Genomic DNA, 26,291 nt, shown 5'->3' on the forward strand with positions numbered 1-26,291 from the left:
CCCCCCCGCGAAGGTCCAGTCATGGGGACTCAGGCGGTGCCGAATTGCGCGGTTTCGGTGGTCCACGCGCGGGCCTGGTCGCTCAGGGTGAAGCCGAGCCCTGGCCTGTTCGGAACGATCATCCGGCCGTCCTTGGTTTCCAAGTGCTCATTGAACAGCGGGTCGAGCCAGTCGAAGTGCTCCACCCAAGGCTCGCGTGGGTACGCTGCTGCCAGATGCAAGTGGATTTCCATTGCGAAGTGCGGTGCCAGATCCAGCCCAGCCTGGTCAGCGAAAGTTGCCAGTCTCTGGAACTGGGTGATGCCACCAACCCGGGGAGCGTCAGGCTGGATGATGTCGCAGGCGCGTGCGGCAATCAGGCGTTCGTGCTCGGATACCGAAGCAAGCATCTCTCCTGTGGCTATTGGCGTATCCAGGGCAGCGGTCAGGGCCGCATGGCCTTCAGCATCGTAGGCATCCAGCGGTTCTTCGATCCAGACGAGGTTGAACTCCTCGAGCCTGCGCCCCATGCGCAATGCGGTAGCGCGGTCCCATTGCTGGTTGGCGTCGACCATGAGCGGGAAATCCGGGCCAATATGCTCGCGCACTGCGGCAACGCGGCGCAGGTCTTCGGCGCTGTCCGGCAGGCCGACCTTGATCTTGATGCCGCCGATCCCTTCCTCGATGGACTGGGTAGCCCGATCCTTGACCTCCTCGATGCTGGCGTTCAAGAAGCCGCCGGAAGTATTGTAGGTGCGCACCGAATCGCGGTGGGAGCCGAGGAACTTGGCTAGCGGAAGCCCCGCGCGCTTGGCTTTCATGTCGTAGAGCGCGATATCCAGTGCGGCCAACGCCTGGGTAGCCACACCAGAGCGGCCCACCGAAGCGCCGGCCCAGAGGAGCTTGGTGTACAACTTGGCGATGTCACTTGGATCTTCACCAATCATCGCTTGTGCGACTTCCTTGGCATGGGCGTACTGTGCAGGACCGCCAGCCCGCTTGGAGTAGGAGAACCCGAAACCCTCATGGCCCTGTTCCGTGGTGATCTCCGCGAAGAGGAAGACCACCTCGGTCATTGGCTTCTGGCGACCGGTGAAAACTTTCGCATCGGAGATCGGTGTGGCCAGCGGCAACCGGGCCGTTGAAAGCTTGACGTGGCGGATGGCGTCGGGGGTATAGGTCATGGCGGGAATCTCCTGTTGGGATCACTGTGGGGGTAAGCTCATTTAATTACTTATCCTATAAGTAAGGAACTTATTACACAAGTGATTTTTCGAGTGTTTTCTTCGGTGGCCTGCTGCCCCTTTCTTCTCTGTGGTCGAATGCGCCCGGAGCTACCGCTCGGGTGCTTGAAACCAAGGCAGGTTCCCGTCTGGACGGCGGGGCTCCAGGCAATCGCGGGCTGTCCGCAATGCTTGAAGCGGCTATTGCCTTGCCGGATCATTACCCTTCGCAAGGCGCAGTGGTCAAGACCAGATGCTTGAGGGCATGGTTTTCAAGAACGACTGGATCCGGAGTGAAACCGAGCCCGGCTTCCGTTGGCAGACGGATCGTACCCTCGTCAGTGAGCTTCCCCTGATGCGGCGCATGCCAAGGGTGGAGCTGGGTTTCCCAACCGAGGAAGGGGATTTCCAATTCCGGACGGAGTGACCCGTTGGCAAGCTGGACTTCCTGGTCTGCGGCGATCAGCTGCGCGGTGGCCAGGAGGGCCGGACCGTAGTAGAAGCAGTGTGGCACCACATGGACATTAAGCCGTTGACCCGCCTCGCGAATTTTGAGCATGGCGCTGAGTCCGCCAATCTTTCCGACGCTAGGCTGGGCAAACTGCAGGGCGCCGAGTTCCATATCCGAGGTCAGCCCCTGGACCCCTGAATGGTTTTCTCCACCGGAGACGTTGCCGAAACGAGCATTGAGGGCGGCTAGTGATTGCGAATCATCTGGCGGGAAGATCGGTTCTTCGATCCACAGCAGCTCCAGGTCCGCCATGGCAGCAATCGACGACCCGGCTTCGGCTGGATGATGCCACTTGCAATTGACATCGACCATCAGCGGGTGGGAGCCCACGGCCTGCCGTGCGGCCTTGATGGCTGGAATCGAGGACTCATGGATTTTGAACGCCTTGAATCCGTGTTCCAAAGCCCTGGAAAGATGAAAAGCAACCTCCTGCGGATCCTCGGCATAGTGGACCAAAGACGCGTAGGCATTGATTTCATGGCGGGCATCGATATTGATGAATTCCCGCAGCGTCTGTCCTGCACGACGTGCCGCTATATCCCAAAGAGCGATGTCCACTGCGGATAGTGCGAAGTGAATGGGTCCGGTGCGCCCGAAGGCGTGGAATGCATATTCGGCCGAGGCAATGCTCCCGTCGAGGGCCGATGAACGCCCCAAGAAAAAGGGGGCCACGATCTGTTCAAGGGCAGCCCATGTCGCGGGATTGGATTTGTGGCCGAAGGCTTCGCCCCAGCCGGTGAACCCATCCGCGGTTTGCACCTTCACCATTAATGATTCCATCTGGGTCAACGTGCGTGATGATGCATTGAAAGCATCGATTGATTCCGCATTGGAATCTTCCTGGCTTCGCCGCGCGGCATCAAAAGGCAGCGATATCCAATAGAGCTCTATTGACACGATAGTGTCACTTAAACCGTCTTTGGCCTGCGACATTATACTGATCTCCTATTTTCATATGGACGCATCCAGCGACTGTTCGCACCGTGTGATGGCGTCCAGCGGTGGCTCCGAGGCGATTCCTCAAACCTATCTCGCCAGTGTGGTTGACCTCACGTTGGTGTTTAGTTTAGCGTTGAGGAATAGAGATTGGAAAGCGCATTCCTGAAGTCGATTTCGAATCATCTTCACCAAGCGCTTCTAGCAAGGAGTCACTCATGTCGGTCCCGATTCGTAAGGGCTGCCTACGCGTTTCGTCGAAAGGAGGTAGTGGTCAATGAGCGCCATTGCCGAACTGCAGAACCTCAGCAAGAACAATGGCCGCAAAGTCCCTCCCAAGGACAACAAGGCAGCGCATATCTTCCTCATTCCGTGGACGATCGGGTTATTCCTTATCACCCTGGGGCCCATGGCCATGTCGCTGTATCTTGCGTTTACGGACTACAACCTTTTGCAGGCTCCGTCCTTTTCAGGGTTTGAGAACATTGAACGGATGCTCGACGACCAGCGGCTGCATAATTCATTGCGGGTCACGTTCACCTACGTTTTGATCGGTGTTCCGTTGCAGCTGGCAGTGGCCCTCGCCGTAGCAATCTTGCTTGACCGGGGAATGCGCGGGCTCTCTTTTTACCGCTCAATTTTCTACCTGCCTTCCATGCTGGGTTCCTCAGTTGCAATCGCAGTGCTGTGGAAGCAGATTTTCGGTACCACCGGCCTGGTGAATCAGCTCTTGGAATTGGTCGGTATCCAAGGCATTGGATGGATCTCCGATCCAAACACGTCACTTGGAAGCCTGATCTTGCTCAACGTGTGGACCTTCGGCTCACCGATGGTGATCTTCCTTGCAGGTCTGCGTCAAGTTCCCATGATGTATTACGAAGCAGCCTCCATTGATGGGGCGAGCAAATGGCGGCAGTTCCTGAGTATCACGTTGCCGATGATTAGCCCCATTATTTTCTTCAACCTGGTCCTGCAGATCATTGGGGCCTTCCAGAACTTCACTCAAGCTTTCATCGTGTCCAATGGATCGGGCGGTCCTGCCGATTCCACCATGTTCTTCACGCTCTACCTGTACCAGCAAGGATTCAAACAGTTCGATATGGGTTATGCCTCAGCCATGGCATGGCTCCTGGTGCTCATAGTTGGTGCATTTACCGCTGTGAACTTCTTCGTTTCTAAGTATTGGGTGTTTTACGATGACTAATCAAACTTCACTTCCAGATTCGCAAGTACGCGGTGGGTCACCGCAAGAACTCGTGCTTGATGAGGAAGAACTTCTCGGAAAAAAGCCGCCGGTTGGCGGTACTGATGAACGAGGCAAGACCGTAAAGGGTAAGAGCCCGAAGTTCAAGGTTTCAATGCGCTCATTGCTAAAGCATGCGCTGCTGATCCTGGGTGCCGGAGTCATGATCTATCCATTGCTGTGGATGGTAGCTAGCTCCTTCCGCCCGAACGACCTGATCTTCCGCGAGGCCGGTTTGGTTATTTCCCAGGTGGACTGGAATAACTACCCCAGCGGTTGGAACGCGCTGTCTGAACCTTTCAGCAAGTACTTGATGAACTCTGCGATTTTGGTTTTGGGATGCATCCTTGGCAACTTGGTGTCCTGCTCCATGGCGGCATACGCATTTGCCAGGCTTGACTTCAAGTTCAAGAAGATTATGTTCGCGCTGATGCTGATGACCATCATGCTGCCGATCCACGTGATTATCGTTCCGCAGTACATCATGTTTTCTCAGATCGGCTGGGTCAATACCTTCTGGCCAATCATCGTTCCGAAACTGCTTGCCACGGACGGGTTCTTCATCTTCCTGATGATCCAATTCATCCGAGGAATCCCTAAGGATATGGATGAAGCAGCCCGAATCGATGGCGCCGGCCATCCACGGATCTTCCTGCAGATCATCCTGCCGCTTATGGTTCCAGCCTTGGCAACTACGGCAATCTTCACGTTCATCTGGACCTGGAGCGACTTCTTTACCTCACTGATCTACCTCACCAACCCGAGTAATTACACCGTGCAAGTTGCGCTCAACGCATTCATAGACTCCACCGGAGAATCCAACTGGGGCGCACTGTTCGCAATGTCGATCGTCACGTTGGTCCCTGTATTCCTTGCCTTCCTCTTCGGGCAGAAATACCTGGTCAAGGGCATCGCAACTACTGGTATCAAATAGCAGGAATATGCCACTGGCCTAGGACAACAGCGCTAGGCCAGTGGCCTCGACCGATACCAGACACAAGCGCCAGAAACTTATCGTAGGAGAAACCGCATGGGAAGCTCATCACGCACCAGCTACGTACTGATCGGCACAGGGAACCGATGCGAAATGTACCTGACTGCTATCTTCGGTGAACATAGCGACGTCGCTGAACTTGTCGCATTGGCAGATACCAACCAGGGGCGAATCGAGTACTACCAAGACGTAGTTGAACAGACCTTCGGCGAGAAGGTTGGGTCCTTTGACCCGCAAGACTTGGCCAAAGTCATTCGAGAACGCCACATTGACCGGGTAATCATCACGAGCCCGGACTACACGCATGCTGAGCTGATCTGCACCGCTCTGTATGCCGGCGCCGATGTGATAGTTGAGAAACCACTAACAATTGATGCGCCGAGCACCGCTCGTATAGCTCGGGCGGTGGAAGAAAGCGGCCATGAAATCGTGGTCACGTTTAACTACCGTTATTCTCCTCGGAATACAGCCCTGAAGAAGGCCATCGACGATGGGAAAATCGGCCAAGTCACATCCGTGGACTTCAACTGGATGCTGGATACCGTTCACGGAGCAGACTACTTTCGCCGATGGCATCGACTCAAGGAAAACTCTGGCGGCTTGCTAATCCATAAGTCCAGCCATCATTTCGATCTGGTCAATTGGTGGCTCGACGATTCACCGCAGAAGGTCTTTGCAACAGGAGGGCTGAAGTTCTACGGGCCCGACAACGCAGAGTTCAGGGGCCGCCAAGCCAACGAACGCGGTACCCACGGGCTAAGCGATAAGGATCCGTTTGATTTGGATCTTCGCAGCGATGAGCGGTTGGAAAAGCTCTATCTAGAGAACGAACACTTTGATGGGTACCGCCGAGACCAGGGAGTCTTCAATGGCGAGATCACCATCGAAGACAATTTGAGCCTGACTGCTGAGTATCAAAACGGACCGGTGCTTTCATATTCCCTGAACGCGCACAGCCCATGGGAAGGATACCGGGTTGCGGTGAACGGGACGGAAGGACGCCTGGAACTGGACGTTGTCGAACGGGCAGCAGTACTGCCCGCGGCCGGCGGGCATCCGGTGGATCCTTCATATAGCAATGATGGCCAGAGCGGCAATGCCAGGTCGAAAGGCGAGAGATTGCTTTTGCAGCGGCATTGGGAAGAAGCAGTGGAGATTCAGATCGAAAACTCGAATGGATCGCATGGTGGCGGCGACAAGCTCCTGCTCGAAGAGCTCTTCCGCGGAGCCAACGAGGATGGATATGCGCGGCAAGCCGGATTCATCGACGGTGTGCGCGCCATTGCTGTCGGGATTTGCGGAAATCAATCGCTGGAAACCAGGCAGCTCGTGGACGTCGGGAGTGCTGGCCTGGGCGTGGACATTTCGTTTCAACCGAAGGTCAAGGTGTAAACGGAGCCATGGGTGAAAAAGTCGTCATCACCGGGGGAGCAGGGCGTTTAGGCCGTGCCGTGCTCGCGGGGTTTTCTCACGCAGGGCATGAAGTGATCTCTCTTGACAGGCAGATTCCGGAAGAACCTCTCGATGGCGTGGAGTATCACTGCATCGATCTGATGGATGCGAAGGCTACGCATGCGCTATTCGAGCAGCTTGCTCCGCAAGCGGTGGTGTCCCTCGCGGCAATGGCTGTTCCTTTCATGGCCCCGGAGGAGGTGCTTCTGCACACGAACGCGACCATTGCCCATAACGTCACCTCGGCGGCAGTGGAGGCCGGTGCTACCAGGGTCGTGCTGGCCTCCAGCCCATCAATAATGGGCTATGGTTCTCCGGGCGGATGGGTGCCGGAGAAGCTGCCTCTTGATGAAAACGAAGTTCCCAAGCCATGGCATGCTTATGGGCTTTCCAAATTCGTAGCCGAGCAGATTGCCGCCATGTTCGCAGCGAAAATGGGACCGGCAAGTTCGGTGAAGTTCGCTTCCTTCAGGCCCTGCTATGTGATCGCAGAGGAAGAGTGGGCCGGCGCTCCAACGCAGCAGGGACACACTGTTGCTGAGCGCCTACAAGATCCTCGCTTGTCAGCGCCTGCGCTATTCAATTACGTTGATGCGCGGGACGTGGCAGATTTCCTGCTGGTACTGCTTGAACGGTTTGACCGCGTAGAGAATGGCTCGGTGTTCTTCGTTGGTGCAAAGGATGCCATGGCAACGCGTCCGCTCGCAGAGCTGATCCCAGAGATTTATCCGGAGCTCGAGGACGTCGCAGCGGGACTCACCACGGATAGCCCTGCCTTCAGTATCCAGAAAGCGCGAGATGTCCTTGGCTGGGAACCGAAACGCAGCTGGCGCTCGGAATTGAAGGCCACCGTATAAAAGGCATCGGTACATAAAATTATTGGCTGGGAAACCTCAAAAGGATTTCCCAGCCAATAATTGTTTAGGGGTGCGCTTAGCGTTGAAGTACTGCCGGCCGTGGCAAACCGTTAACCAGGTTTGAGGGCCAGAGCGGATCGAAGGTGAGAACCTCAAAATCCCCGGACTCGGTCAGCAGCATGGTGTCCTCAACTTTGAACGCCAGACCATCGCGTGCTGCACTGGGATTGAACGCAAAAGCCTGGTTCAACTGGAAGAGATCAGTTGCTCCTGGGGTGAGCCGGGGATCTCGTCCGTTGTAGCCGGCAATGCCGCCTTGATGATGCAACGACCATTCCCCGGCATCGAAACCATGCTCCGGGTAGGATTCCTGGATGACGGGCAATAATTCACCGAGAACGCCGCCAGGGCGAATTGCCGCAAGGATATCTGCCTCGACAGCCAGGATGTCGTCTTCTCCAGAGAGTTCCTGAGGCGTCGGCGCACCGAATCGCACCCACCTGGTGATGTTGGCAATGAGCCCATGACGTCTTACGCACAGCACTGCCATGGCTTTGCCTCCGAGCGGGGCCGCGGTGGGCAGGGGGTGCCGGGCTGCGGCACGTGAATCGCCGCTGACCAAGGCAACGAGCACTTCGCCTCCTTGGACGACGGCTCCAGCTGTCAGCTTGGCTGCCACGTCGAACTCGGAATCATCGCTACGGGCGGCCGACAGCACTTGGGTCATGAGCGCAGCCGTGTCGCGGCAAAGAGCGCGATACCTATTAATCTCAGTTTCATTGAGTGCTGAGCGAAGGGCTCGCAAATCGGACTCGATTTCCCGCTCGCTGAGGATCTTTTGTCCGCTCGCCGCTGGAAACCATTCTCGGACATTGTCGAGATCCTGGTACCAGGCGGTGACATGCACCGAAACTTGTTCCACGTTGCCGAGCTCTTCTCGCTGGATCCGTGCAGCTTCACTCACGGACGTTGCAAGCTCGCACCCCTGGGCATGAACCAGAACCCTGGCAATGGGTGGTGCCGCAAGAGATACGTGCGTGCGGGCACCGCCCAAGAGCCAGGCAAGCGAAGCGGGGGTTGAGAGAAGCAGATACTGCCCATCGCGGCTTCTGATGAGCTCGACCAGTTGGGCATGCTTCTTTGCGTATTCATGAGTGGCGGTGGTGGGCACAATCAGCCTTCCTTGGAACCTGAACCGTATTTTCGGGCTAGCAGGGCCACGGTCTGCACCGGGACCCTCCCATCAACCACGAGTACTCGTACCTGGCGGGTTATCGCTTCCTGAGGGTCCAGCACAACCGGTGTAGACCAGGCCAGCGAACTGCCGACACCCGGATATCCAGAACTGCGAACAAACCATGGGTCATCATGCTCACTGCAGAAAATGATGGTGGCATCCCCGTGGCCTTCAGCAAGATCAGCCAAAGCCACCGAGTCCGAGGAGAACGTGGCACTGAAGGCGAGCCACGGACTGTGCACACCGTGGACTTGCGATTCCCCGGAAGCCGATGGGGTAAAAATCTGTGGATCAGCGATTGGCGGCAGACGCCAGAAGAAACCTCCGTAGCCGCCGTTGTGACGGCCGTTGGTACCCGGAGAGCCAAGCGACACCTGGCGTTCGCGCGCCGAGAGCCTGAAACTGAAATCCAGGCTCCAGCCGGTGATGGCGCTTTCATGGTCCTCAAATGCATTGAGCTCAATTGAACGGTGCTCATCGAGCAGGATTTCCTGTTCGTGGCTGACCCATTCGAGCTGCGAATCCAAAGCGCTGCCATTGCGGGCGAACGCATTGGACACTGTGCGAATATGTCCATGGTCCGCGCGCCATATGTAGCGTGAGGCGTCGCGGGTGTAGGTGCGCCCACCCCAGAAATTGGTCCCGTTCACATCTTGCAATGCAACCCCGACACCTAGATGCCAGGTGTGGTCAAGCGGTTGCTGCTCACTGACCACGACTCCGTTGAAGGTCTTCAGGTTATCCAAGAAGGGACGCGGTGAATTGGTGCGGGAAATATCTTCTCCCGTCCGCAACTCCGCAAGGGTGCGCTGTTTCCCTGTTGCGGGATTGATCAGCGACAACGAGCCACTGGTTTTCGGTGGCAAGGCCCAAGGCGCTCCGAGTGAAGAGAAACTGGACTGCGCCGCCACCGCTCGGTCGATGAATCGTTCGATGTTCGGTATCACTGGGTGGAAATCTGCTCCATCACCGGCAGGGATAACCTGCTCTTCTGCGATCTGAGTTGGAGCATCCGAGGTCCGTATCTGCTCGAGGACGCGCATGAAAGCACCGGCCGACGCCAATGAGCTCAAGAGTTCGGTTTCGCTGCCGTTGCGCACATCGACGAGGTTCTCGAGAAGGTTGACTCGTCCGAAAACTTCAGAAGATTCTGGAAGTCCCAAGTCCGGGTTGGATCGAACCAGCAACTCATCACGGGTGTAGTACAAGGTTGCGGTGCCTTCGGTGCCATAGATGGTGATCCATGGATCCTGCTGTTCACTGGCGCAAACGGTCAGCGCGGCAATGACGGGGATTCCGGTGCTCGTTTGCACGCGCACCACGGAGGTATCGTCTGCTTCGATGCTGTGCGCGTGATACAGCTCGGTGGCAAGATGGGCGACGTCCTGGGCTTTGCGCGCTCCGGCGATGTGCAAGGCGCTGGCGACCGCGTGGGCCAGGGGATTGGTCACCACACCGTCGGCAATCTCGACGCCGTCGAGTTTTCGATGTCCTGCCCAAGGCGAACGTGCATAGTAGCCCGTGGTGCGGAGCCAATTTCCACTGGCACCCACCGCACGAAGGGCCCCGATGGGAGAGTTCTTCGCGTTATCGGCGAAGAACCCATCTATGGTTTTCAAGGCTGTCGAGCCAAGGGCCTGGAACCCTACTTGCACGTGGGCGCCAGCATCGGCCGCGGCTTGCAGCAGGCGTGAATACTGATCCAGGGTCGCTGTCGGCGGTTTTTCGAGGTAGAGATCTGCACCTGTACGCAAGGCCTTCATCGCCAGGTCGGCATGCGTACTGATCGGCGTTGAAATAATGATGATGTCCGGGGTTAATCCGGAGCTGAGGAAAGCATCAAAGTCGGCGAACACGTGCGTGTCCTTGCCGCGAATCTCTTTCCCGGGATCGACCGGATCGATGCCGGCAAGGAACGTGATTTTCTCCTCGGCTGCGAGTCGATGGATATTTGCCAAATGCTGGCGTCCGAATCCGTTCAGACCAATCAGCACCACCGCAGGAGCAGTTGGCGCTGCCAGGGCACTAGTCGTTGCAGATCCCGCTGCGGTGGCTTGCTGATTCATCGTGTTCCTTCAGAGTTATTCGAATTCAGATCAGTTTAATGCGCTGGCCGGCTGAACGCCCGCAGCTTGCTCAAGGTGGGGCAGTACGAGAGTTTCGTAGCGCTGGGACATGGTTGCCAAGGTCAGCGCGGAATCCTGCTGGTTGATCTCGTCATTGAAGATCTCGACTTCAACTGGACCTCGGTATCCAGCCTGTGACACCCATCGGGAAATCGCCGAGAAATCGATATGGCCGTCGCCCATCATGCCTCTGGATTGCAGTGCATTGCTGGCAATCGGCAGATTGAAATCACAGATCTGGTAGCTGGCCAGGCGATGCTCAAGGCCTGCCCGCTGGATCTGCTGCTGCAATTGCGGATCCCAGAACACATGGAAGGTGTCAACAACAACGCCCACGGCCTTGGTCGGATAAGGACTGGCCAAGTCCAGGGCCTGTCCGAGTGTGGAAAGCACCGCTCGGTCGGCGGCATACATTGGATGCAACGGTTCTAGCACCAGCCGAACGCCGTGTTCCAGGGCGATGGGAACCAGCTCTTCCAAGCCGCGCGCGACGCGATCGCGAGCCGCGACAATGTTCTTGTCTGCTGGATCCCCGGTGCCGCCCAGAATATGCGCGGCCGACGGCAAGCCGCCCACGACCATGATCAATTCATTGGCGCCGATGACGGCAGCTTCCTCGATGGCCTGCCGGTTCGATGCCAGCGCGGCAGCTTGGGCTTCGGCCGAAGGTGCAGTGAGAAAGCCGCCACGGCACAAGGTGCTGGCTTTGAGCCCTGCCCCAGCGATGATCTGGGCTGCTGGCCCAGCGCCACCGGCCTCGGCAAGCAAATGCCGCCACGGACCAATATGGCTCAGGCCCGCCTGCGCTGCAGCTTCGGCGGCTTCGTGGAGGCTGAGATTCGGGGTAGTGCCGGTATTAAGCGATAGTTCGAATGTCATGACACACCTGTCAGGGACGAAGTTGTAGTTTTGATTCCAGAAATTGCCAGGAGCTGTTCCATTCGCTCAGCAGCCAGATCCGGGTTTTGCAACAGGCCAGCGCCATCAGCGAGAACGAATGTGCGCACCAAATGCGGCAGGGAACGTCCGGCGTGCAGCCCGCCGATCATCTGGAAACCGCTTTGGTGCCCATTGAGCCACGAAAGGAAGGCAATCCCGGTCTTGTAGTAGAACGTTGGGGCGCTGAAAATATGCAATCCCAGCTCTCTGGTGGAGTCCAGGATCTTCCGGCCGCGTTCTGCGTCGCCTGCATCGAAAGCCTGCAAGGCCGTTGACGCAGCGGGATAGATGGCGGCGAATATTCCCAGCAACGCATCGGAATGCAGTTGCCCGTCACCGTGAATCAGCTCGGGATAGTTGAAATCGTCGCCAGTGTAGAGGCGCACTCCAGCTGGCAATGCGGCACGAAGCTGCTTCTCATGCTCGGCATTGAGCAAAGAGACTTTGACGCCGTCGATTTTCGACGCGTGCTGCTCCAGAATGGACTGGAAAACCCCGGTGGCTTCTGCCAAATCCGGTGTTCCCCAGTAGCCGCTCAACTGTGGATCGAACATGTCGCCAAGCCAATGCAGGATCACTGGCTGCTTGGCAGCATCGAGCAAAGTCGCATACACGTCCAGATAATCCTGCGAGGTGCGCGCAGCCTTGACCAGGGCCCGGGAGCACATCAAGATCGCCTTCGAACCTGAACCTTCAACAAGGCGCAGCATCTCCAAATAAGCGTTGGTGACTTCAGCCAGCTGGCCCGGCTGGACAGTGTCTGCCGACAGCTGGTCCGTGCCGACACCGCAGGCGAGAATATCCCTGACGGTGAGCCCAGCCAAGGCCGGGTAGCTGTTCTTCTGGAGAACCCCGGCCGCTTCGATCGCCGATCGCCTGATCAACTCGCAGGTAGCCGCGTAGTCCAGCCCCATGCCTCGCTGCGCCGTATCCATCGCATCGGCGACACCCAACCCGTAGGACCATAGCTCGTGCCGGTAGGCCAGCGTCGCATCCCAATCGATGCTTGCCGGTGCGCCAGGCGTATTGTCTGCTCCCATGAGGGGGATGACATGGGCTGCGGCATAGGCCTTGCGCGAGGAAAGCGGGGCAGACGGCCGCTGGAATTCTCCGGGGCCTTTCAACCGATAGGAAAAGTTCTGCCCGTTTTCGTCAATGAGTGTCAATTCGGGCAAGGATGCGTAGCTCATAGCGTGATCTCCGGGATATCGAGGGTGCGTCGTTCGGCGGCTGACTGCAATCCCAAAGCCGCCAGCTGGACACCGCGAGCTGCCGAAAGCAAGCCATACTGGTGTTCGCGTCCCGCTGCGACGTCGGCCAAGAAATCTTCCCACTGCAGCTTGAAGCCGTTATCCAGGTCGGCATTGGCGGGAACTTCCATCCACTGGTCGCGGAACGACTCAGTGACTGGCAAATCGGGGTTCCAAACAGGCTTCGGAGTGTGGGCGCGTTGCTGGGCAACGCACTTGTTCAATCCCGCGACGGCGGAACCGTGGGTGCCGTCGATCTGGAATTCCACCAGTTCATCGCGGTAGACGCGCACTGCCCACGAGGAGTTGATCTGCGCAATTACTGCATCGCCGGAAGGAGTTTCGAGTTCGAAGATGCCGTAGGCCGCATCATCTGCGGTGGCTTCGTAGGCTTCGCCTCGTTCGTCCCAGCGGGTAGGGATGTGGGTTGCCGTGGTCGAGGTGACCGACTTGACCTTGCCGATGATTCCTTCAAGGACGTAGTTCCAGTGGCAGTACATGTCGGTGGTCATCGATCCGCCATCCGCAAGACGGTAGTTCCAGGAAGGCCGCTGCGCTTCCTGGATGTCTCCCTCGAATACCCAGTAGCCGAACTCGCCGCGCATTGAGAGAATGCGTCCGAAGAAGCCTTCGTCGACCAAGCGGCGTAACTTCACCAGGCCGGGCAAGTAGAGCTTGTCGTGCACGACGCCGGCGGTAATTCCCTTGGCCTGTGCCTGGCGGGCGAGATCAACGGCCTCTTCGAGGGTTTCAGCGGTCGGTTTCTCGGTGAAGATATGCTTGCCTGCCCCGATGGCTTTCGACAGCGTTTCGTAACGCAAGGAAGTCATGGACGCGTCGAAAATGATGTCGACACTCGGGTCGTCAATCAGGGAGTCAAGATCGGTGCTGTAGTGCTCAACCTGGTGCTTCTGAGCAAGTTCGCGCAGCTTCGCTTCGTTACGTCCAACGAGGATCGGTTCAACGGTCAGCTTCGAACCGTCCCCGAGAATGATTCCTCCCTGGTCTCGGATAGGAAGGATTGAACGCAGCAAGTGCTGGCGGTATCCCATGCGGCCGGTGATGCCGTTCATGGCGATGCGTAGAACTTTTGTTTCTGTCACTGGGGTCTCCTCAAAACGGGGAATGCGTAAGGGAATAGAATGGGAATGCGCTTTCCACGATAGTGAGGTGTAATTGGAGTGTCAACCATCACGTTCGCGAAAGATAAGCTTGTGCCAGGTTGCAGAGAATGATAAGGATTTCAGATGGCTGTTCGACTAACTGATGTGGCTAATGAAGCCGGGGTTTCCCTGGCGACCGCTTCGCGAGTGCTCAATGGGTCAGCACGCAAGCCGGCTGTGGAAATCTCGGATAAAGTGCGTGCTGCGGCTGAAAAGCTCGGATACTTCCCCAATGCCCAAGCGCAAGCGCTTGCCAGATCAACCACGAAGCTGATCGGCTTGGTGGTCAGGGACATAGCCGACCCCTACTTCTCTACCATCGCCCGGGGAGTGCAGCGTTCTCTCGGTGATAGCGGTGTCCAGCTGCTTTTGGCCAGCACGGAGTACGATCCCGAGCGGGAAATCGAAGCAGTTCAGGCCTTCATGTCGCAACGGACAGACGCTATCATCCTGTCGGGATCGCGCAGTTTGGGCGAGAACGGGCAGTTGCTGAAACTGATCGAGAATTATCAGGAAAATGGTGGCCAAGTCATGATTATCGGCCAGCCCATGACCGATATGGGCGGCATACAAATCGACAACGAGGCAACTGCCGAGCACCTGGCGGCCGAGTTGATCAGTGCCGGCCACCGCAGGTTTGTCGTATTGGCCGGGGAAGCGAATCTGCTGACATCAAGGGACCGTTCCAACGGGTTCCTGGAGAAGCTGAAGCGCAGTGGCCTGGATGCAGAGGAAGTTATCAGCGGCCCCTTCTCGCGCGAGGGGGCCTATGTTGCAATGAGCGATTACCTCAAGCGGCAGAAGTCGGCAGGCGGTGTCCATCGGGTGTGCGTGTTCTGCGTTTCGGATGTCATGGCCCTGGGTGCCATTCGGGCGATTCGCGAGAACCGCTTGCGTATTCCCGAAGATATCGCTGTGGTGGGATTCGACGACATCCCGACCCTTATCGACATTACGCCCACTGTCAGCACTGCTCGACTTCCTCTGGAAGAAATCGGAAAATGGGCTGGTGAGATGGCGCTGAACCACGGCGAACTGCGGAAGATTGTGGTTTCCGGTGTGCCGGTCCTGCGCGAGTCCACGCAGCTGGCTGACGGCCAGTAGTGATGTTCATTGGGAATCGTGCCATGCGAAAACTAACTGACTTGATTCCCGAAACCCCTTGACCAGTGACCGCAATCACACCTAGATTGTTTGGCAAGCGCTTTCCACAATGAAAAACCAGGTGTTGCTTGCAGGATGGCCTCGCATCACCACCCCACCCAAGGAAGATTTTCATGACTCAGCAGGTATGCACGAGAAAAACTGGACGGAAATTCGGTCTGCGGCTAAGCAAATCAGTTGCAGTTGTGGCGGTAGCCGCTCTGGCCCTCACTGGCTGTGGCGGTAGCAGCGCTGCCGACGGTGAGGACGGGAAGATCCAGCTTCGTTTCTCATGGTGGGGCTCGGATTCGCGGGCCCAGGCAACCAATGAAATTATTGAGGCTTTCGAAGCGGCCAACCCGGACATCGATGTCCAAGGCGAGTACTCCGACTGGAGCGGCTACTGGGACAAGCTCGCAACACAGGTTGCCTCCAACGATGCTCCGGACATTATCCAGATGGACGACAAGTACCTTCGCGAATACGCGGACCGCGGCGCATTGCTGGACCTCGAAGGCGTAGATGTTTCCAAGTTCGAAGACGTTGCCGTTCAAAACGGTACGACCGATGCCGGCCTTGTCGGCATTACCACCGGAATCAATTCCTTCACATTGACCGCCAATCCAAAAGTCTTAGCCGAAGCTGGCCTGGAAGTTCCAGATGACAAGACCTGGACGTGGGATGACTACCGGACGATCACCGAGACGGTGAGCCAGAAGCTCGACGGCAAATATGGAGCCGAAGCCCCGAACGAACCGGCCGGGTTGCAGACCTGGTTGCGTCAAGACAAGAAGAATCTGACGAGCTCGGATGGATCACTCGGATTCTCGCCTGACGATCTGGCCAAGTACTTCCAGCACCACAAGGACTTGATGGATAACGGTTCTTATCCAAAGGCCTCGGTCCTGGCGGAAAACCAGAATGCAGGTCCAGACCGTTCTATGACAGGCACGGGAGTGGCAGCCTTCGGCATGTGGTGGAGCAACCAGTTGGGAGGCCTTTCCACAGCGGTTGGTTCGGACTTGGTTCCGCTGCGACTGCCAAGCCACACCGGCAAGGCTGAGGACAATGGTCTTTGGCACAAGTCGTCAATGATGATGTCGGGGTATGCTCGCACCGAACACCCGGAAGAGGTCAAGAGATTTGTTGACTTCATGGTGAATTCGCAAGAAGCTGGCGCGCTGAACCAGATGGACCGCGGGTTACCTTCGAACACCGAAGTGCGGGAACAAGTCGTCTCAAAATTGGATTCAATCGAAGCTTCTTCTGCAGAATTCGTGACGAGCTTGAAACCCGAACTTCAGAGCACGGAACCAATCCCGCCAATGGGGTTCAGTGCGGTTCAGGATGTCCTCTACCGTTATGAAATGGAAGTGTTCTTCGAGCGCCAGAGCGTAAGCGACGCGGCGCAGAATGCCTTCAAGGAAATCGAAACTGCGGTAGCCCAATAGCTGAACGAGAATCAACCATCGTTCTTGCGGTCGTTGCAATCCCTGGATCCCGGGGATTGCAACGGCCTTTGCGCGTTCGAGGGAAAGTTCATTCTGCTCCTCCTTCAACTCTCTGCGCGGTGCAATCCTTGAATTCGCCACGGCGCGTGCCGTACAGGGCTGCGGTTTGAACCAGGGCTTCCAGATGCCTCATAACCTTGTTCGGTCGTGATCTGCGCCCAAGCAAGCCTCTCCAGCCATTTGCGTGCGACGAGTCGCGAGTGCACCAGCAACCGGGATGCTAGTCGCCAGCGGCCGTTGAACTTTCCAGAGCATGGCCTATCGGAAGGGTGCTGCCAATCAGCTGGAATCCCGCAGAGGTGAATTGCCATTGGGTTCCTGCTTTCTTCCATCCATTGCCAGAGGTAACCACACCGCGGTGCCCGCAGTTCTGGGCCGCAAAGCTGCTGGCTTGACCGTGCCGGTGATCGGTTTGCGGCACCTGCGGATTGCAGGGCGAACCCCGCCAGCTCTGCGGCCAATGCGGGGAGCACAAAGTATCCTGAAAACAAAGTGCAAGAGGAATGGAAAAATGGCATCTGGACTTTTGGCAGTAGACGGCGGGCAGACCGGAATCAAGCTGAGATTCGAGCAGGATGGCGAAACTGCAGAATTAGCGCTTCCCGGTGTGCAAACCCATGAACCCGTCCTGCCCCAACTGGCACGCGCCATTAACCAAGCTGCCGCTGCCGCCGGATGGGACTGCGGCACCGTGAGCGTAGGCACCACAGGCCTGGTGAAAGCCGAACATGATGCACGGCAGCTCTACGACCTCATCGGATCCAGCGCTATTTCCCATATTGCGCTGGCCCACGACTCGGTGACCAGCTATCTCGGAGCGCTGGGAGAACGCCACGGCGCTGTCGTTGCAGCCGGTACCGGTGTCGTCACCTTGGCGGTAGGCCCCTGCTCGGTGGCCCGAGTTGATGGATGGGGCCACATCATGGGTGATGCCGGCAGCGGCTATTGGATTGGCCAGAAGGCAATGAACGCGGCCATGCGCGGCTTTGACGGCCGCGGGCCAGCTACCGCGCTGACCGGGGAACTCGCGAAGCGCTGGCCCGATCTCTCCGAAGCGTATATTGACTTGCAAGCGATGCCGGACAGGGTGGCCATCGTCGCCTCCTTTGCGCAGAGGGTTGCCCAGTTGGCCGCGACCGATGAAATGGCGGCGCGGATCTGCGCGCTCGCCGGTGCAGAACTGGCCAGCTCCGCAGCAACGGCATTGCGCCGCGCGGGGCTGGAACAACAGGCCGGAGCGATTCCGGTCGCAGCCATCGGGGGAGTGCTCGCCGGCGAATTCGCCAGAAGCAGCTTCGTGCGGGAGCTGCACCTGCTGGTCCCTGCCGGGCAAGTCCAGGATTCGCCGGGAAATGGGCTGGACGGAGCCCGTGGATTGGCCCTCCTGCCAGCGGACCACGCCTTGCAAGGCCTCGTATCGCGCTTTCGCGCCCAGCCATAAGACGTGGGCAGCGGTGATAACTGGCCATCAAATAGGCGCAGGCAATCAATAGGTGACAAGATTAGTGGAGAACGTCGTGATTATTAAGGAGTCATCGTGAGTTTCCGAGTCGGTCCCGTAGATCTTGTCCCCGAAGGCGAATCGCTGCTGGTTGAAGCCAAAGACAGCGGCGCAAGCGAAGACATCGCGATCTTCCACGCCGAAGACGGCAACTTCTATGCGCTGCAGGATGAATGCACCCACGAGGTCGCTTCGCTTTCCGACGGCTGGCTCGAAGACTGCAGCATCGAATGCCCCATCCACTCCTCGACCTTCGACCTGAAAACCGGCAAGGTGCAGTGCATGCCAGCCACCGTGGACGCCCGGACCTACAAGGTGGACGTCGTGGACGGCTTCTTGGAGCTTGAAATCTAAATGCCTTCCGTGCACATCATCGGAGGCGGGGTCGCGGGGTACGCACTGGCCCGGCACCTGGTGCAGCAGCAATACGCCGGATCCATCAAGATCAGCGATGCCCAGGGCCTGCCCTATGATCGTCCGCCGCTGAGCAAGTCCCTGCAGGTTGAACCGTTCGCACCGGTGTCCTGGTACCAGCACCATGGCGTCGGCCTGATCCAGGAAGATGTCCAAAGCCTGCAACTGCCGCAATCCGCTGACGACTGGGTTGTGCTGGCTACTGGCACTACCCCCAAGGCATTGGATGTTCCCGGTGGGCACCATGCGCTCAGCCTGCACAGCGCAGCTGACGCCGCCCGCATATCCGACGTCCTGGAATCGGGGATGTTCGGCCAGCGGGTGCTTGTCATCGGAGCGGGGCTGGTAGGGGCCGAGTTCGCGTCCACCGCCAAGATGTCCGGGGCGCAAGTCACCTTGATTTCCAGCTCCGACGCACCTCTGGCCCACGTGCTGGGCCAAGAACTTGCCGAACAGCTGCACGCGGATCATGCCAACCACGGCATTGCCACCTTGACCGGTGCGGTGACCGAGCTCGGCCCCAACTATGCAATGGCCAATGGCCAGCGCCATGATGCGGAGCTGATCGTGGCAGCCATCGGCGTCGAACCCGAAACTGCGCTCGCCGAGCAGCTGGGCCTGGAAGTCGACGACGGGATCGTGGTCGACGCGCAGCAGCGTTCTGCCAGCTGCCCCCAGGTGCTGGCTATCGGCGACGTCGCCCGGGAGGAAAACCAGCCCCGTGCGGTGCACTGGGAAGCTGCCATGGAAGATGCCGCCCAAGCGGCGGCAACCATCATGGGCACAGCCGCACCGAAGCGTTCGGTGCCATGGTTCTGGAGCGACCGCCACGAAATGCACGTGGAAACGGTGGGTGACTTCAGCCAGGCCGCCAGCACCGTGACGCGCCTGAACCGGCGAGGCAAGATCCAGACGGTCTTCGGGCTCGACGCCAAGGGCGCGTTGGTGTCCGCCTCGATGATCGATGGCGGCCTGATGGCCAAGGCCGCGAAACGGCTCATTGCGAAATCAGCCACCCCAAGCATTGAACAATTGAAGGACCCCCTGACGGGTCCGCGCGAGTTAGGCCGGTAAGAAACTTATGAATGCAGCCGAACCACTGAAGGTTCCCGCGGCCCTGCAGACGCCCACCAAACGGGTCGGCCCTGGCTGGATCGCTGCGGTTGTCATTGTCCATATCGGTATCAATGTCGGCTTCTTCGCACCGATCCAGGTACTGCTCGGATTGCACGCCGAACAGCTGGATGCCAGCCAGAAGAACGCGATTCTCTCGCTGGTCACCGGCGTCGGCGCGGCAGTCTCGCTGGTGGCCAACCCGCTGTTCGGCGCGCTCAGCGATCGCAGCACATCGAAATTCGGGCGCCGCATCCCGTGGGTGTTCTTTGGAACTATCTGCGCTGCGCTGGCCCTGCTGCTGATGTCGACCTCGCAAACCGTGAGCACGCTGGTCATCGGCTGGGCGCTGATGCAAGCTGCCGGCAACGCCGCGCTGGCTGCGATCTTCGCGGCCATCCCGGACAAGGTGCCGGTAGAGCAGCGCGGCATGGTTGGCGGGCTGGTGGCCTTGGGCCAAACCTGCGGTTCGCTGATCGGTGCCGTGATCGGCATGGTCGCTGCGAGCAACCTGGTCTTCGGCTACGCCATCGTCGCTACCGCCGTGGCCATTTGCTCCATTCCGTTCGTGCTGATGCGCCAGGATGTTCCGCTGCCCAAGGGAGCACTGGAGCCTGTCAAGCCGCTGGAATTCGTGCGCAGCTTCTGGATCAACCCGGTCAAGCATGCCGACTTCGGATGGGCCTGGCTGACCCGCTTCTTGCTGTATCTCGGCTGCCAGCTGTGCCTGGTCTACCTGCTGTTCTTCCTGCAGGATGCCATCAAGCATCCAGAACCGGCCCAGGGCGTGCTGGTGCTGACCGCGATCTACGCCTTCTGCGTGATCTTCTCTTCGGTGATCTCCGGCAAGCTCTCGGACAAGGACGGCAAGCGCAAGAAGTACGTCATCATCTCTTCGGTCATCGTGGCCGCCGCGGCCGGCGTGCTGGCGACGGCAACCTCCTTCGCCACCGCCATTGTCGCCGCAGTGCTCCTGGGCATCGGCTTCGGCGCCTACCTGGCGGTGGACTTTGCGCTGCTGACCCAGGTATTGCCGAACGCCGATTCGCGCGGCAAGGACCTGGGCATGATCAACATTGCCAACTCGCTGCCGCAGGTGGTCGCCCCGCTGATCGCCTGGCTGGCGGTGAGCTGGTTCGGCGGCTACCCGACCCTGTTCCTGTGCTCTGTGGTGATCAGCCTCCTCGGCGCCGTGCTGGTACGCCAGATCAAGAGCGTTCCGTAGGTCCTGGACGAAGCATTCCCCAGCGTCGCGCACCGAGCGGAACGGAAACGGTGCGGCACCGGGAACTGGTGGCGGAAAAACGCCAAGGGGACGCCAACCGGGCCGTATGATGAATCCAGCGAACCGCGATAATGAGGAGCAGGTGCGGCTGAATGTCGATGAACGAATCCGGGCGGGAGAGCCGTGCAACGCAGCTTGATGGCATAGACCGCAAACTGCTGGCGTTGCTGACGAAGAACTCCCGGCGGACCAACAACTCCCTTGCCGAGGAGCTGGGCATAGCACCGTCCACCTGCCTGGCGCGGTTGAATGCCTTGCGCGATTCGGGAGTGATTTCACGCTTCACCATCGAAGTGGATCCGCAGGTTCTGGGCCGGGAGCTCGAAGCGCTGATCTTCGTGAAAATCCGTCCCGGAGCCCGTCACCTGATGTCGAACTTCGCTACTGACATGCGCAGCAAACCGGGGGTGCGACAGCTGTTCTTCCTGGGCGGCGCTGACGACTTCGTCCTGCACGTAGCGGTGCGCAATTCTTCGGATGTGCGCCAGTTCGTGCTCGATAACCTCTCGGCCAATCCGGCCGTGGCCACCACCCAAACCTCCCTGGTATTCGAACACGGCCACGGCAGCGGAGAGTACTAGGCCCCATTCTTGACCGATTTCCATCTCGCCCATGTTCGCAGGAACAACCCGCAGCCCTGCGTTGGTCGAAGAAATATGCTAAACTTGATGTTCTTCTCTTGGCATGGCTGCGGCCCGTTGGCAGCTGGGGATCGGTTCTCCAGACAAGCAACGGACCCCACCGCAGCTGCGACTGAAAGAATGGGGAGGTCGAGAAGATAATGCATTTTGACGCAACTGTTGTCACCGCACTGGTGACCTTGATTGTTCTGGCCATCGCAACCGTTGTGCTGGTGATCCGGTACAAGCGCACCCACCAGGCAGAAATCCGCCAGGCCCTGGTTGCCAAGGCCCGGAAGCGCGGCGTTGCCTCGCCGGAAGACCTGTCGAACCACGATCTGGTACTGCAGATCCGCGCGGCCAAGCGCCAGCGCAAGCAGGATGGGCAGGACCTGAAGACCGCATAGGGTTTGCACCCATGCGCTGACGATGCTGAGCCCCAGTCCATTTCCGGACTGGGGCTCAGCCGCGTCAAGGGCCCTTGGGCGGCCGCTGGCCCCGTCTTTATCCAAAGCTGATGAACCGGGAAATGGCGTCGGGAATAAACGGCAAGTGCCAGCGGAATGCAGGCAGGTAATTAACCTCGCGCAATTCCGGGAAACTATGTCCCCGGTCACCAGAAAAGCCGATTTAACCCCTGAATCATGCGGATTGCATCACAGGGGCATGTGGGGTTCTGAACAAACCACTTCTCAATAGATAAATGGTCGGAAATGATGGATATGACTGGAAATGCAGCAGCGTTAATTCTTTAGGAGCAACAACAATGGCCTCGATCCCACTCGGTGAAGACATCCTCTTGGCACGCCACGGCGCCAACATCGTCAAGCTCCGCCAGGATCGGAAGAACCGCACCACTGTTGCCCATCTGCGCGGTGGAGCCACCGATACGGCCTCGAACCTGCTCACGGCACCGGTTCCCGCATTGACCCCGGCAGCCAGCTTCACCCAGGGCGCGGCTCGCTACCTCAACGATGAAGCCGAGGTCAGCCGCGGCGAAGTTCGTTCGCTGGTCAAGATCTCGCTCGGCTTTTCTGCCATCATGGGCATCGTCTTCGGCGGCCTGGTCTTGGCTTTGTACAAGGTCGGCGGCAATGAAGCTCTCCAGTCGCTGAGCTACATGGGCGCAAGCCAGTAGCTCTCGCAAGCATTTCCAGGAAAACGGGATTCCGAGGCAACTCGGGATCCCGTTTTCCTGTTTCCGGACCAGATGCTTACTCCGAGGCCGGGCTTGCGGCAAGTCTCGTATTTCTTGCCCGGCGGGCATAGGATGGCGGCAACGGGAAGGACGGGAGCAGGCCATGCGTTTTGTTTTGGAAGTTAACTTCGATACCGAGAACATGCAGCTCAAGCCATTGGAGGAGCTGCAGAAGATTCTGCGCGACTGGTCGACGAGCATCACGATGTATCCGATCGTTGCCGGCGCCCAGGAAGATGTCTACGACTCGGATAACGAGCAGGTAGGGGAGTGGGCAATCCTCGACGACTAGCCTCGCCGTCTGGAGAACCACCCGATGGCATACCCCGCGGCCAGGGTAATGAGCAGGACAAGCCACAGCGGGGCCGTGGAATGGATCAAGAAGAATTCAACGCGGACGAAGGCCAGGTTCTGCAGCATGAAGACCACCGCGAGGATCACCAGTGCAATAGCTGCCCATTGCTTGGCGCTAAGCCCCTTCTTCGGCGGCCGCTGCTCCGGATAGCCCATGCTCAGCTTCCGTTCGCCAGCAAGCCGGCAACGAGAGCCGACAACCCGCGCTGGAACGAATCATCACTGGTATCAAGCTCTGATCGGCGTTGCGCGGCCACAGCCTGGGTGAAATGCGGAGTGAGATCCTGGTGATTGCTGGTGTCGAAAATGTCATGCGGAGCGGCCGTATCCATGGCCGAGCCGAAGATGAATGATTCCAGTGCGACAATCGTCGGAACAATCTCGTTCTCTGCCATGCCGAAGTCTGCCAGCGCTTCGGCAACGCGCTCGTACATTCCCAAGGTGCGCGGCGAATCGGAGACGGGCAGTACCGCGATGACCGGAATCAGGGGAATGTGCCGCGCGAAGACGTTCCGGTAGCTCCTAGCCCATTGAAGCAAAGCCTGCTTGGTATCGGCTTGGTCGAATACCGAGGTGTCTATATCGGCCATGACCAGTTCCTGGATCCACTGCAGGAGGTCGTGCTTGGAATCGACGTGGTTGTAGAGGGCCGATGGAGAGACGCCCAGGGATTTTGCCAGCCGCTGCATGGTCAGGGACTCGTAGCCGTCCCCGGAAACAAGTTCCAGCGCGTGCTCGGTAATGCGCTCCCGATTCAGCACCGCCTTGCGCGGGCGCCCGGCTCGCCTGGCTTCCGTTTCACTCATGCGGACCTCTTCCTGACGTGGGGTGCTTCACAACTGGATCTTCGTACCCTATGCTATATGACAGGTAAATGAACCTTATTCATTTAAATGTGCAAGGGAGTCGATCATGCAACATCTGGAACGCGACGTCGTCGTCATCGGTGCAGGGCCATCGGGACTGACAGCAGCCTATGAGCTGAGCAAGGCCGGCAAGTCCGTCGCGGTGCTCGAAGCCCGCGACCGCGTCGGCGGGCGCACCTGGACCGACGTCATGGACGGCGCGACCATCGAGATCGGCGGCCAGTGGATCAGCCCCGACCAGACCGGCCTCTACTCGCTGATCAATGAACTTGGCATCGAGACCTTCGAACGCTACAAGGCGGGCAAGAGCGTCTACCTCACCGGGGAAGGCGAGCGGATCGCCTATGAGGGCGAGGACTTCCCGGTGGCCGCCAGCACCGTGGCCGAAATGGACAAGCTGGTAGAACTCATGAACCAGCTGGCCGCCGAAATGGACCCGGACAAGCCGTGGGAGCACCCTCAGGCCCAGGAGCTGGACCAGGTCTCCTTCCACCACTTCCTGCGCCAGCACTGTGCCGACGAGCTGGCCTGCAACAACGTGGGCCTGTTCATCGCCGGGGGCATGCTGACCAAGCCGGCGCACACCTTCTCCGCGCTGCAGGCGGTGCTCATGGCGTCCTCGGCCGGCTCCTTCGACAATCTGGTGGACGAGGACTTCATCCTGGACCGGCGCATCGTGGGCACCATGCAGGGCGTATCCAAGACGCTGGCCGAGAAGCTGGGCCAGCAGACCGTCTTCCTGGACAACCCCGTGCTCAAGCTCGAATGGTTCGATGGCGGGGTGGTGGCCCACGGGAGCACCGTGACCGTCTCGGCGAAGAAGGCCGTGCTGGCGGTACCGCCGAACCTGTACTCGCGCATTTCCTACGTCCCGGCGCTGCCGCGCAAGCAGCAGATCACCCACCAGCACCAGTCCATGGGCCTGGTCATCAAGGTCCACGCCGTCTACGACACCCCGTTCTGGCGCGAAGAGGGCCTGTCGGGCACCTGCTTCGGCCCGAGCAGCCTGGTCCAGGAGCTCTACGACAACACCTATGCCGGGGAGGAAACCGGCACACTGGTCGGCTTCATCTCGGATCTGAAGGCCGACGCCATGTGGGAACTGGACGAGGAACAGCGCCGCGCGGTGATCCTCAAGGCCATGGCCGGCTACCTGGGCGAGAAGGCACTGGAACCCAAGGTCTTCTACCTCTCGGACTTCGCCGCCGAGGAATGGACCCGCGGCGCCTACGCCACCAGCTACGACCTGGGCGGGCTGCACCGCTTCGGCCCGGCGCAGAACGAGAATGTCGGACCGATCTACTTCTCCTCCTCGGATCTGGCCGGCGAAGGCTTCCAGCACGTGGACGGCGCGGTGCGCATGGGCCGCCGCTCGGCCGCGCGCATCATCGCCGCACTGGATGGCACCGCCTACGACCAGAGCTACGATGGCGTTGCCACGCTGACCCCGTCCAAGGAAAAGGCCAGTGCCTAGGCCATGAAATTGCTCGTAGGTTACACCGCGGACCAGCGCGGTGCCGAAGCCATCGAACTGGCCAGCGCCCTGGTGGCCGGTACCCGCGACGCGTCCTTGCGGATCGCCATCGTGCTGCCTGCCGCCACCCCGTTCAACGCGGTCTACCCCGGCGGGGACCATGGGTTCTCCTCCATCCTCTCCGACCAGGTGGACCGCTGGGCGGCGCAGGCCCTGGCCCTGGTGCCGGAAGGAATCGCCACCTCGGTGGTAGCCCGTTCCGTGCCCTCGGTGGCCGAGGGGCTCATCGGCCTGGGCGAGGAATTCGGGGCCCACGGGATCGTGCTGGGCGGCCGCAAGCGCCACCGCGCCGGATTCTTCAGCCCCGGGGCGATCGCCAATGCGCTGCTGCATTCCTCGCCGATGGCCGTGTTCATGTCCTCGCCGGCCTCCCTGGCCACGCTGCGCGCGGCCAGCGGGAAGATCACCAGGCTGACCGCATTCGTGGGGGACCGCCCGGGGGCACGGGAAGTCATCGGCCTCTCGGCGCGGATCGCCGCCGCCTGCGGACTGCCGCTGCGCGTGGCCACGCTGGTCTCCCATATGGATCTGGCCGACCCCCGGCTGGAGCTGGATGACCATCTGGCCCAAACCCGCAGCTACCTGCAGGAACTGACCGGTTCCCTGGGCCTGGAGGCGGTAGTCGAGGTGGTCTCCGGGCGCGGCCTGGACGAAGCGGCCGCCCAGCTGTCCTGGCAGGACGGGGACCTGGCACTGCTGGGATCGGCCCGGCTGGCCGCCCCGCGCCGATTGTTCATCGGCCCCAAGGCCCAGCGGATCCTGGGCCAGCTCAACGTCCCGATAGGCGTCATCCCGACCCTCGAGGCTGCCAGCTAGAAGGCAGCGCGTCATTCTTGCACGAT

25 protein-coding genes are annotated in these 26,291 nt (G+C 59.2%); 16 read left to right on the forward strand and 9 right to left on the reverse strand.

Translation table 11 applies throughout. The features are described from left to right. Positions 1 to 29: 29 nt before the first annotated feature. Together ACNPM8_RS10860 and ACNPM8_RS10865 are read right to left on the reverse strand one after the other, a co-directional pair. Positions 30 to 1,163, reverse strand: coding sequence for an L-talarate/galactarate dehydratase (locus ACNPM8_RS10860; RefSeq protein ID WP_105656289.1), 1,134 nt, complete (start codon positions 1,161 to 1,163; stop codon positions 30 to 32). Positions 1,164 to 1,422: 259 nt separating this feature from the next. Further along, positions 1,423 to 2,646: a mandelate racemase/muconate lactonizing enzyme family protein gene (locus ACNPM8_RS10865; RefSeq protein ID WP_448939831.1), complete on the reverse strand. Its 1,224-nt coding sequence runs from the start codon at positions 2,644 to 2,646 to the stop codon at positions 1,423 to 1,425. Between the two features lie 280 nt (positions 2,647 to 2,926). Between ACNPM8_RS10865 and ACNPM8_RS10870 the strand changes: the two genes are divergently transcribed. From ACNPM8_RS10870 to ACNPM8_RS10885, 4 genes are all read left to right on the forward strand, one after another. Further along, on the forward strand, positions 2,927 to 3,853 hold the full coding sequence (locus ACNPM8_RS10870; RefSeq protein WP_105656291.1) for a carbohydrate ABC transporter permease: 927 nt from the start codon (positions 2,927 to 2,929) through the stop codon (positions 3,851 to 3,853). Beyond that, on the forward strand, positions 3,846 to 4,826 hold the full coding sequence (locus ACNPM8_RS10875; RefSeq protein WP_286134060.1) for a carbohydrate ABC transporter permease: 981 nt from the start codon (positions 3,846 to 3,848) through the stop codon (positions 4,824 to 4,826). Before ACNPM8_RS10870 ends, ACNPM8_RS10875 begins: the two co-directional genes overlap by 8 nt. Positions 4,827 to 4,922: 96 nt before the next feature. After that, positions 4,923 to 6,278 carry a Gfo/Idh/MocA family protein gene (locus tag ACNPM8_RS10880; protein ID WP_105656292.1) on the forward strand — a complete coding sequence of 452 codons (1,356 nt, stop codon included), beginning with the start codon at positions 4,923 to 4,925 and terminating at the stop codon, positions 6,276 to 6,278. A gap of 8 nt (positions 6,279 to 6,286) precedes the next feature. Beyond that, positions 6,287 to 7,195, forward strand: coding sequence for an NAD-dependent epimerase/dehydratase family protein (locus tag ACNPM8_RS10885; RefSeq protein WP_105656293.1), 909 nt, complete (start codon positions 6,287 to 6,289; stop codon positions 7,193 to 7,195). A 76-nt stretch (positions 7,196 to 7,271) separates the two neighbouring features. Here ACNPM8_RS10885 and ACNPM8_RS10890 read toward each other — a convergent pair whose 3' ends face one another. From ACNPM8_RS10890 to ACNPM8_RS10910, 5 genes are read right to left on the reverse strand one after another with little or no spacing between them, the layout of a single operon-like run. Then, positions 7,272 to 8,366, reverse strand: a complete 1,095-nt coding sequence (locus ACNPM8_RS10890; protein ID WP_105656294.1) for a M24 family metallopeptidase — start codon at positions 8,364 to 8,366, stop codon at positions 7,272 to 7,274. 2 nt (positions 8,367 to 8,368) lie between these two features. After that, positions 8,369 to 10,498 (reverse strand): DUF6807 family protein, encoded by a 2,130-nt coding sequence (locus ACNPM8_RS10895; protein WP_448939832.1) that lies wholly within the window; start codon positions 10,496 to 10,498, stop codon positions 8,369 to 8,371. A 30-nt stretch (positions 10,499 to 10,528) separates the two neighbouring features. Beyond that, positions 10,529 to 11,437 carry a sugar phosphate isomerase/epimerase family protein gene (locus ACNPM8_RS10900; protein WP_105661980.1) on the reverse strand — a complete coding sequence of 303 codons (909 nt, stop codon included), beginning with the start codon at positions 11,435 to 11,437 and terminating at the stop codon, positions 10,529 to 10,531. Further along, complete coding sequence (locus ACNPM8_RS10905; RefSeq protein ID WP_448939852.1) at positions 11,434 to 12,672, reverse strand: dihydrodipicolinate synthase family protein; 1,239 nt, start codon at positions 12,670 to 12,672, stop codon at positions 11,434 to 11,436. The genes ACNPM8_RS10900 and ACNPM8_RS10905 overlap by 4 nt, the downstream gene beginning before the upstream one ends. Positions 12,673 to 12,683: 11 nt before the next feature. After that, positions 12,684 to 13,820 carry a Gfo/Idh/MocA family protein gene (locus tag ACNPM8_RS10910; protein ID WP_365943759.1) on the reverse strand — a complete coding sequence of 379 codons (1,137 nt, stop codon included), beginning with the start codon at positions 13,818 to 13,820 and terminating at the stop codon, positions 12,684 to 12,686. Between the two features lie 174 nt (positions 13,821 to 13,994). Between ACNPM8_RS10910 and ACNPM8_RS10915 the strand changes: the two genes are divergently transcribed. From ACNPM8_RS10915 to ACNPM8_RS10960, 10 genes are all read left to right on the forward strand, one after another. Then, positions 13,995 to 15,014 (forward strand): LacI family DNA-binding transcriptional regulator, encoded by a 1,020-nt coding sequence (locus tag ACNPM8_RS10915; protein ID WP_105656299.1) that lies wholly within the window; start codon positions 13,995 to 13,997, stop codon positions 15,012 to 15,014. Positions 15,015 to 15,187: 173 nt separating this feature from the next. Continuing rightward, complete coding sequence (locus tag ACNPM8_RS10920; RefSeq protein ID WP_105661977.1) at positions 15,188 to 16,504, forward strand: ABC transporter substrate-binding protein; 1,317 nt, start codon at positions 15,188 to 15,190, stop codon at positions 16,502 to 16,504. Between the two features lie 571 nt (positions 16,505 to 17,075). Next, complete coding sequence (locus ACNPM8_RS10925; protein WP_448939833.1) at positions 17,076 to 18,005, forward strand: N-acetylglucosamine kinase; 930 nt, start codon at positions 17,076 to 17,078, stop codon at positions 18,003 to 18,005. A gap of 96 nt (positions 18,006 to 18,101) precedes the next feature. Beyond that, positions 18,102 to 18,419, forward strand: a complete 318-nt coding sequence (locus ACNPM8_RS10930) for a bifunctional 3-phenylpropionate/cinnamic acid dioxygenase ferredoxin subunit (protein WP_105656303.1) — start codon at positions 18,102 to 18,104, stop codon at positions 18,417 to 18,419. Then, the gene (locus ACNPM8_RS10935) at positions 18,420 to 19,553 is read left to right on the forward strand and encodes an NAD(P)/FAD-dependent oxidoreductase (RefSeq protein ID WP_332594609.1); all 1,134 of its coding nucleotides are present in this window, start codon (positions 18,420 to 18,422) and stop codon (positions 19,551 to 19,553) included. A 7-nt stretch (positions 19,554 to 19,560) separates the two neighbouring features. Further along, positions 19,561 to 20,817: an MFS transporter gene (locus ACNPM8_RS10940; RefSeq protein WP_332487544.1), complete on the forward strand. Its 1,257-nt coding sequence runs from the start codon at positions 19,561 to 19,563 to the stop codon at positions 20,815 to 20,817. A gap of 152 nt (positions 20,818 to 20,969) precedes the next feature. Beyond that, a complete protein-coding gene (locus ACNPM8_RS10945) occupies positions 20,970 to 21,458 on the forward strand; it encodes an Lrp/AsnC family transcriptional regulator (protein WP_105661972.1) in 489 nt (162 codons plus the stop codon). 200 nt (positions 21,459 to 21,658) lie between these two features. Continuing rightward, positions 21,659 to 21,904 (forward strand): hypothetical protein, encoded by a 246-nt coding sequence (locus ACNPM8_RS10950; RefSeq protein ID WP_105656307.1) that lies wholly within the window; start codon positions 21,659 to 21,661, stop codon positions 21,902 to 21,904. Between the two features lie 359 nt (positions 21,905 to 22,263). Beyond that, positions 22,264 to 22,635 carry a hypothetical protein gene (locus ACNPM8_RS10955; RefSeq protein WP_105656308.1) on the forward strand — a complete coding sequence of 124 codons (372 nt, stop codon included), beginning with the start codon at positions 22,264 to 22,266 and terminating at the stop codon, positions 22,633 to 22,635. Positions 22,636 to 22,798: 163 nt separating this feature from the next. After that, on the forward strand, positions 22,799 to 22,987 hold the full coding sequence (locus ACNPM8_RS10960; RefSeq protein WP_332487547.1) for a hypothetical protein: 189 nt from the start codon (positions 22,799 to 22,801) through the stop codon (positions 22,985 to 22,987). On the opposite strand, the gene ACNPM8_RS10965 is transcribed toward ACNPM8_RS10960, so the two are convergent. Further along, a complete protein-coding gene (locus tag ACNPM8_RS10965) occupies positions 22,984 to 23,205 on the reverse strand; it encodes a LapA family protein (protein ID WP_105656309.1) in 222 nt (73 codons plus the stop codon). The genes ACNPM8_RS10960 and ACNPM8_RS10965 overlap by 4 nt on opposite strands. Before the next feature lie 2 nt (positions 23,206 to 23,207). Continuing rightward, entirely contained in the window at positions 23,208 to 23,855 is a 648-nt protein-coding gene (locus ACNPM8_RS10970; protein WP_448939834.1) for a TetR/AcrR family transcriptional regulator, read from the reverse strand. 106 nt (positions 23,856 to 23,961) lie between these two features. Between ACNPM8_RS10970 and ACNPM8_RS10975 the strand changes: the two genes are divergently transcribed. Together ACNPM8_RS10975 and ACNPM8_RS10980 are read left to right on the forward strand one after the other, a co-directional pair. Continuing rightward, the gene (locus ACNPM8_RS10975) at positions 23,962 to 25,389 is read left to right on the forward strand and encodes a flavin monoamine oxidase family protein (protein WP_448939835.1); all 1,428 of its coding nucleotides are present in this window, start codon (positions 23,962 to 23,964) and stop codon (positions 25,387 to 25,389) included. 3 nt (positions 25,390 to 25,392) lie between these two features. Beyond that, positions 25,393 to 26,265 (forward strand): universal stress protein, encoded by an 873-nt coding sequence (locus ACNPM8_RS10980; protein ID WP_359185483.1) that lies wholly within the window; start codon positions 25,393 to 25,395, stop codon positions 26,263 to 26,265. Positions 26,266 to 26,291: the final 26 nt, after the last annotated feature.

The sequence above is a fragment of the Glutamicibacter sp. AGC46 genome, from assembly GCF_053543715.1.

Coding starts and splice junctions, on each gene's coding strand:
- ACNPM8_RS10860 (WP_105656289.1), bottom strand. CDS start 1,163: ATGACCTATACCCCCGACGCCATCCGCCACGTCAAGCTTTCAACGGCC.
- ACNPM8_RS10865 (WP_448939831.1), bottom strand. CDS start 2,646: ATGTCGCAGGCCAAAGACGGTTTAAGTGACACTATCGTGTCAATAGAG.
- ACNPM8_RS10870 (WP_105656291.1), top strand. CDS start 2,927: ATGAGCGCCATTGCCGAACTGCAGAACCTCAGCAAGAACAATGGCCGC.
- ACNPM8_RS10875 (WP_286134060.1), top strand. CDS start 3,846: ATGACTAATCAAACTTCACTTCCAGATTCGCAAGTACGCGGTGGGTCA.
- ACNPM8_RS10880 (WP_105656292.1), top strand. CDS start 4,923: ATGGGAAGCTCATCACGCACCAGCTACGTACTGATCGGCACAGGGAAC.
- ACNPM8_RS10885 (WP_105656293.1), top strand. CDS start 6,287: ATGGGTGAAAAAGTCGTCATCACCGGGGGAGCAGGGCGTTTAGGCCGT.
- ACNPM8_RS10895 (WP_448939832.1), bottom strand. CDS start 10,498: ATGAATCAGCAAGCCACCGCAGCGGGATCTGCAACGACTAGTGCCCTG.
- ACNPM8_RS10900 (WP_105661980.1), bottom strand. CDS start 11,437: ATGACATTCGAACTATCGCTTAATACCGGCACTACCCCGAATCTCAGC.
- ACNPM8_RS10910 (WP_365943759.1), bottom strand. CDS start 13,820: ATGAACGGCATCACCGGCCGCATGGGATACCGCCAGCACTTGCTGCGT.
- ACNPM8_RS10915 (WP_105656299.1), top strand. CDS start 13,995: ATGGCTGTTCGACTAACTGATGTGGCTAATGAAGCCGGGGTTTCCCTG.
- ACNPM8_RS10920 (WP_105661977.1), top strand. CDS start 15,188: ATGACTCAGCAGGTATGCACGAGAAAAACTGGACGGAAATTCGGTCTG.
- ACNPM8_RS10925 (WP_448939833.1), top strand. CDS start 17,076: ATGGCATCTGGACTTTTGGCAGTAGACGGCGGGCAGACCGGAATCAAG.
- ACNPM8_RS10935 (WP_332594609.1), top strand. CDS start 18,420: ATGCCTTCCGTGCACATCATCGGAGGCGGGGTCGCGGGGTACGCACTG.
- ACNPM8_RS10940 (WP_332487544.1), top strand. CDS start 19,561: ATGAATGCAGCCGAACCACTGAAGGTTCCCGCGGCCCTGCAGACGCCC.
- ACNPM8_RS10945 (WP_105661972.1), top strand. CDS start 20,970: ATGTCGATGAACGAATCCGGGCGGGAGAGCCGTGCAACGCAGCTTGAT.
- ACNPM8_RS10950 (WP_105656307.1), top strand. CDS start 21,659: ATGCATTTTGACGCAACTGTTGTCACCGCACTGGTGACCTTGATTGTT.
- ACNPM8_RS10955 (WP_105656308.1), top strand. CDS start 22,264: ATGGCCTCGATCCCACTCGGTGAAGACATCCTCTTGGCACGCCACGGC.
- ACNPM8_RS10960 (WP_332487547.1), top strand. CDS start 22,799: ATGCGTTTTGTTTTGGAAGTTAACTTCGATACCGAGAACATGCAGCTC.
- ACNPM8_RS10965 (WP_105656309.1), bottom strand. CDS start 23,205: ATGGGCTATCCGGAGCAGCGGCCGCCGAAGAAGGGGCTTAGCGCCAAG.
- ACNPM8_RS10970 (WP_448939834.1), bottom strand. CDS start 23,855: ATGAGTGAAACGGAAGCCAGGCGAGCCGGGCGCCCGCGCAAGGCGGTG.
- ACNPM8_RS10975 (WP_448939835.1), top strand. CDS start 23,962: ATGCAACATCTGGAACGCGACGTCGTCGTCATCGGTGCAGGGCCATCG.
- ACNPM8_RS10980 (WP_359185483.1), top strand. CDS start 25,393: ATGAAATTGCTCGTAGGTTACACCGCGGACCAGCGCGGTGCCGAAGCC.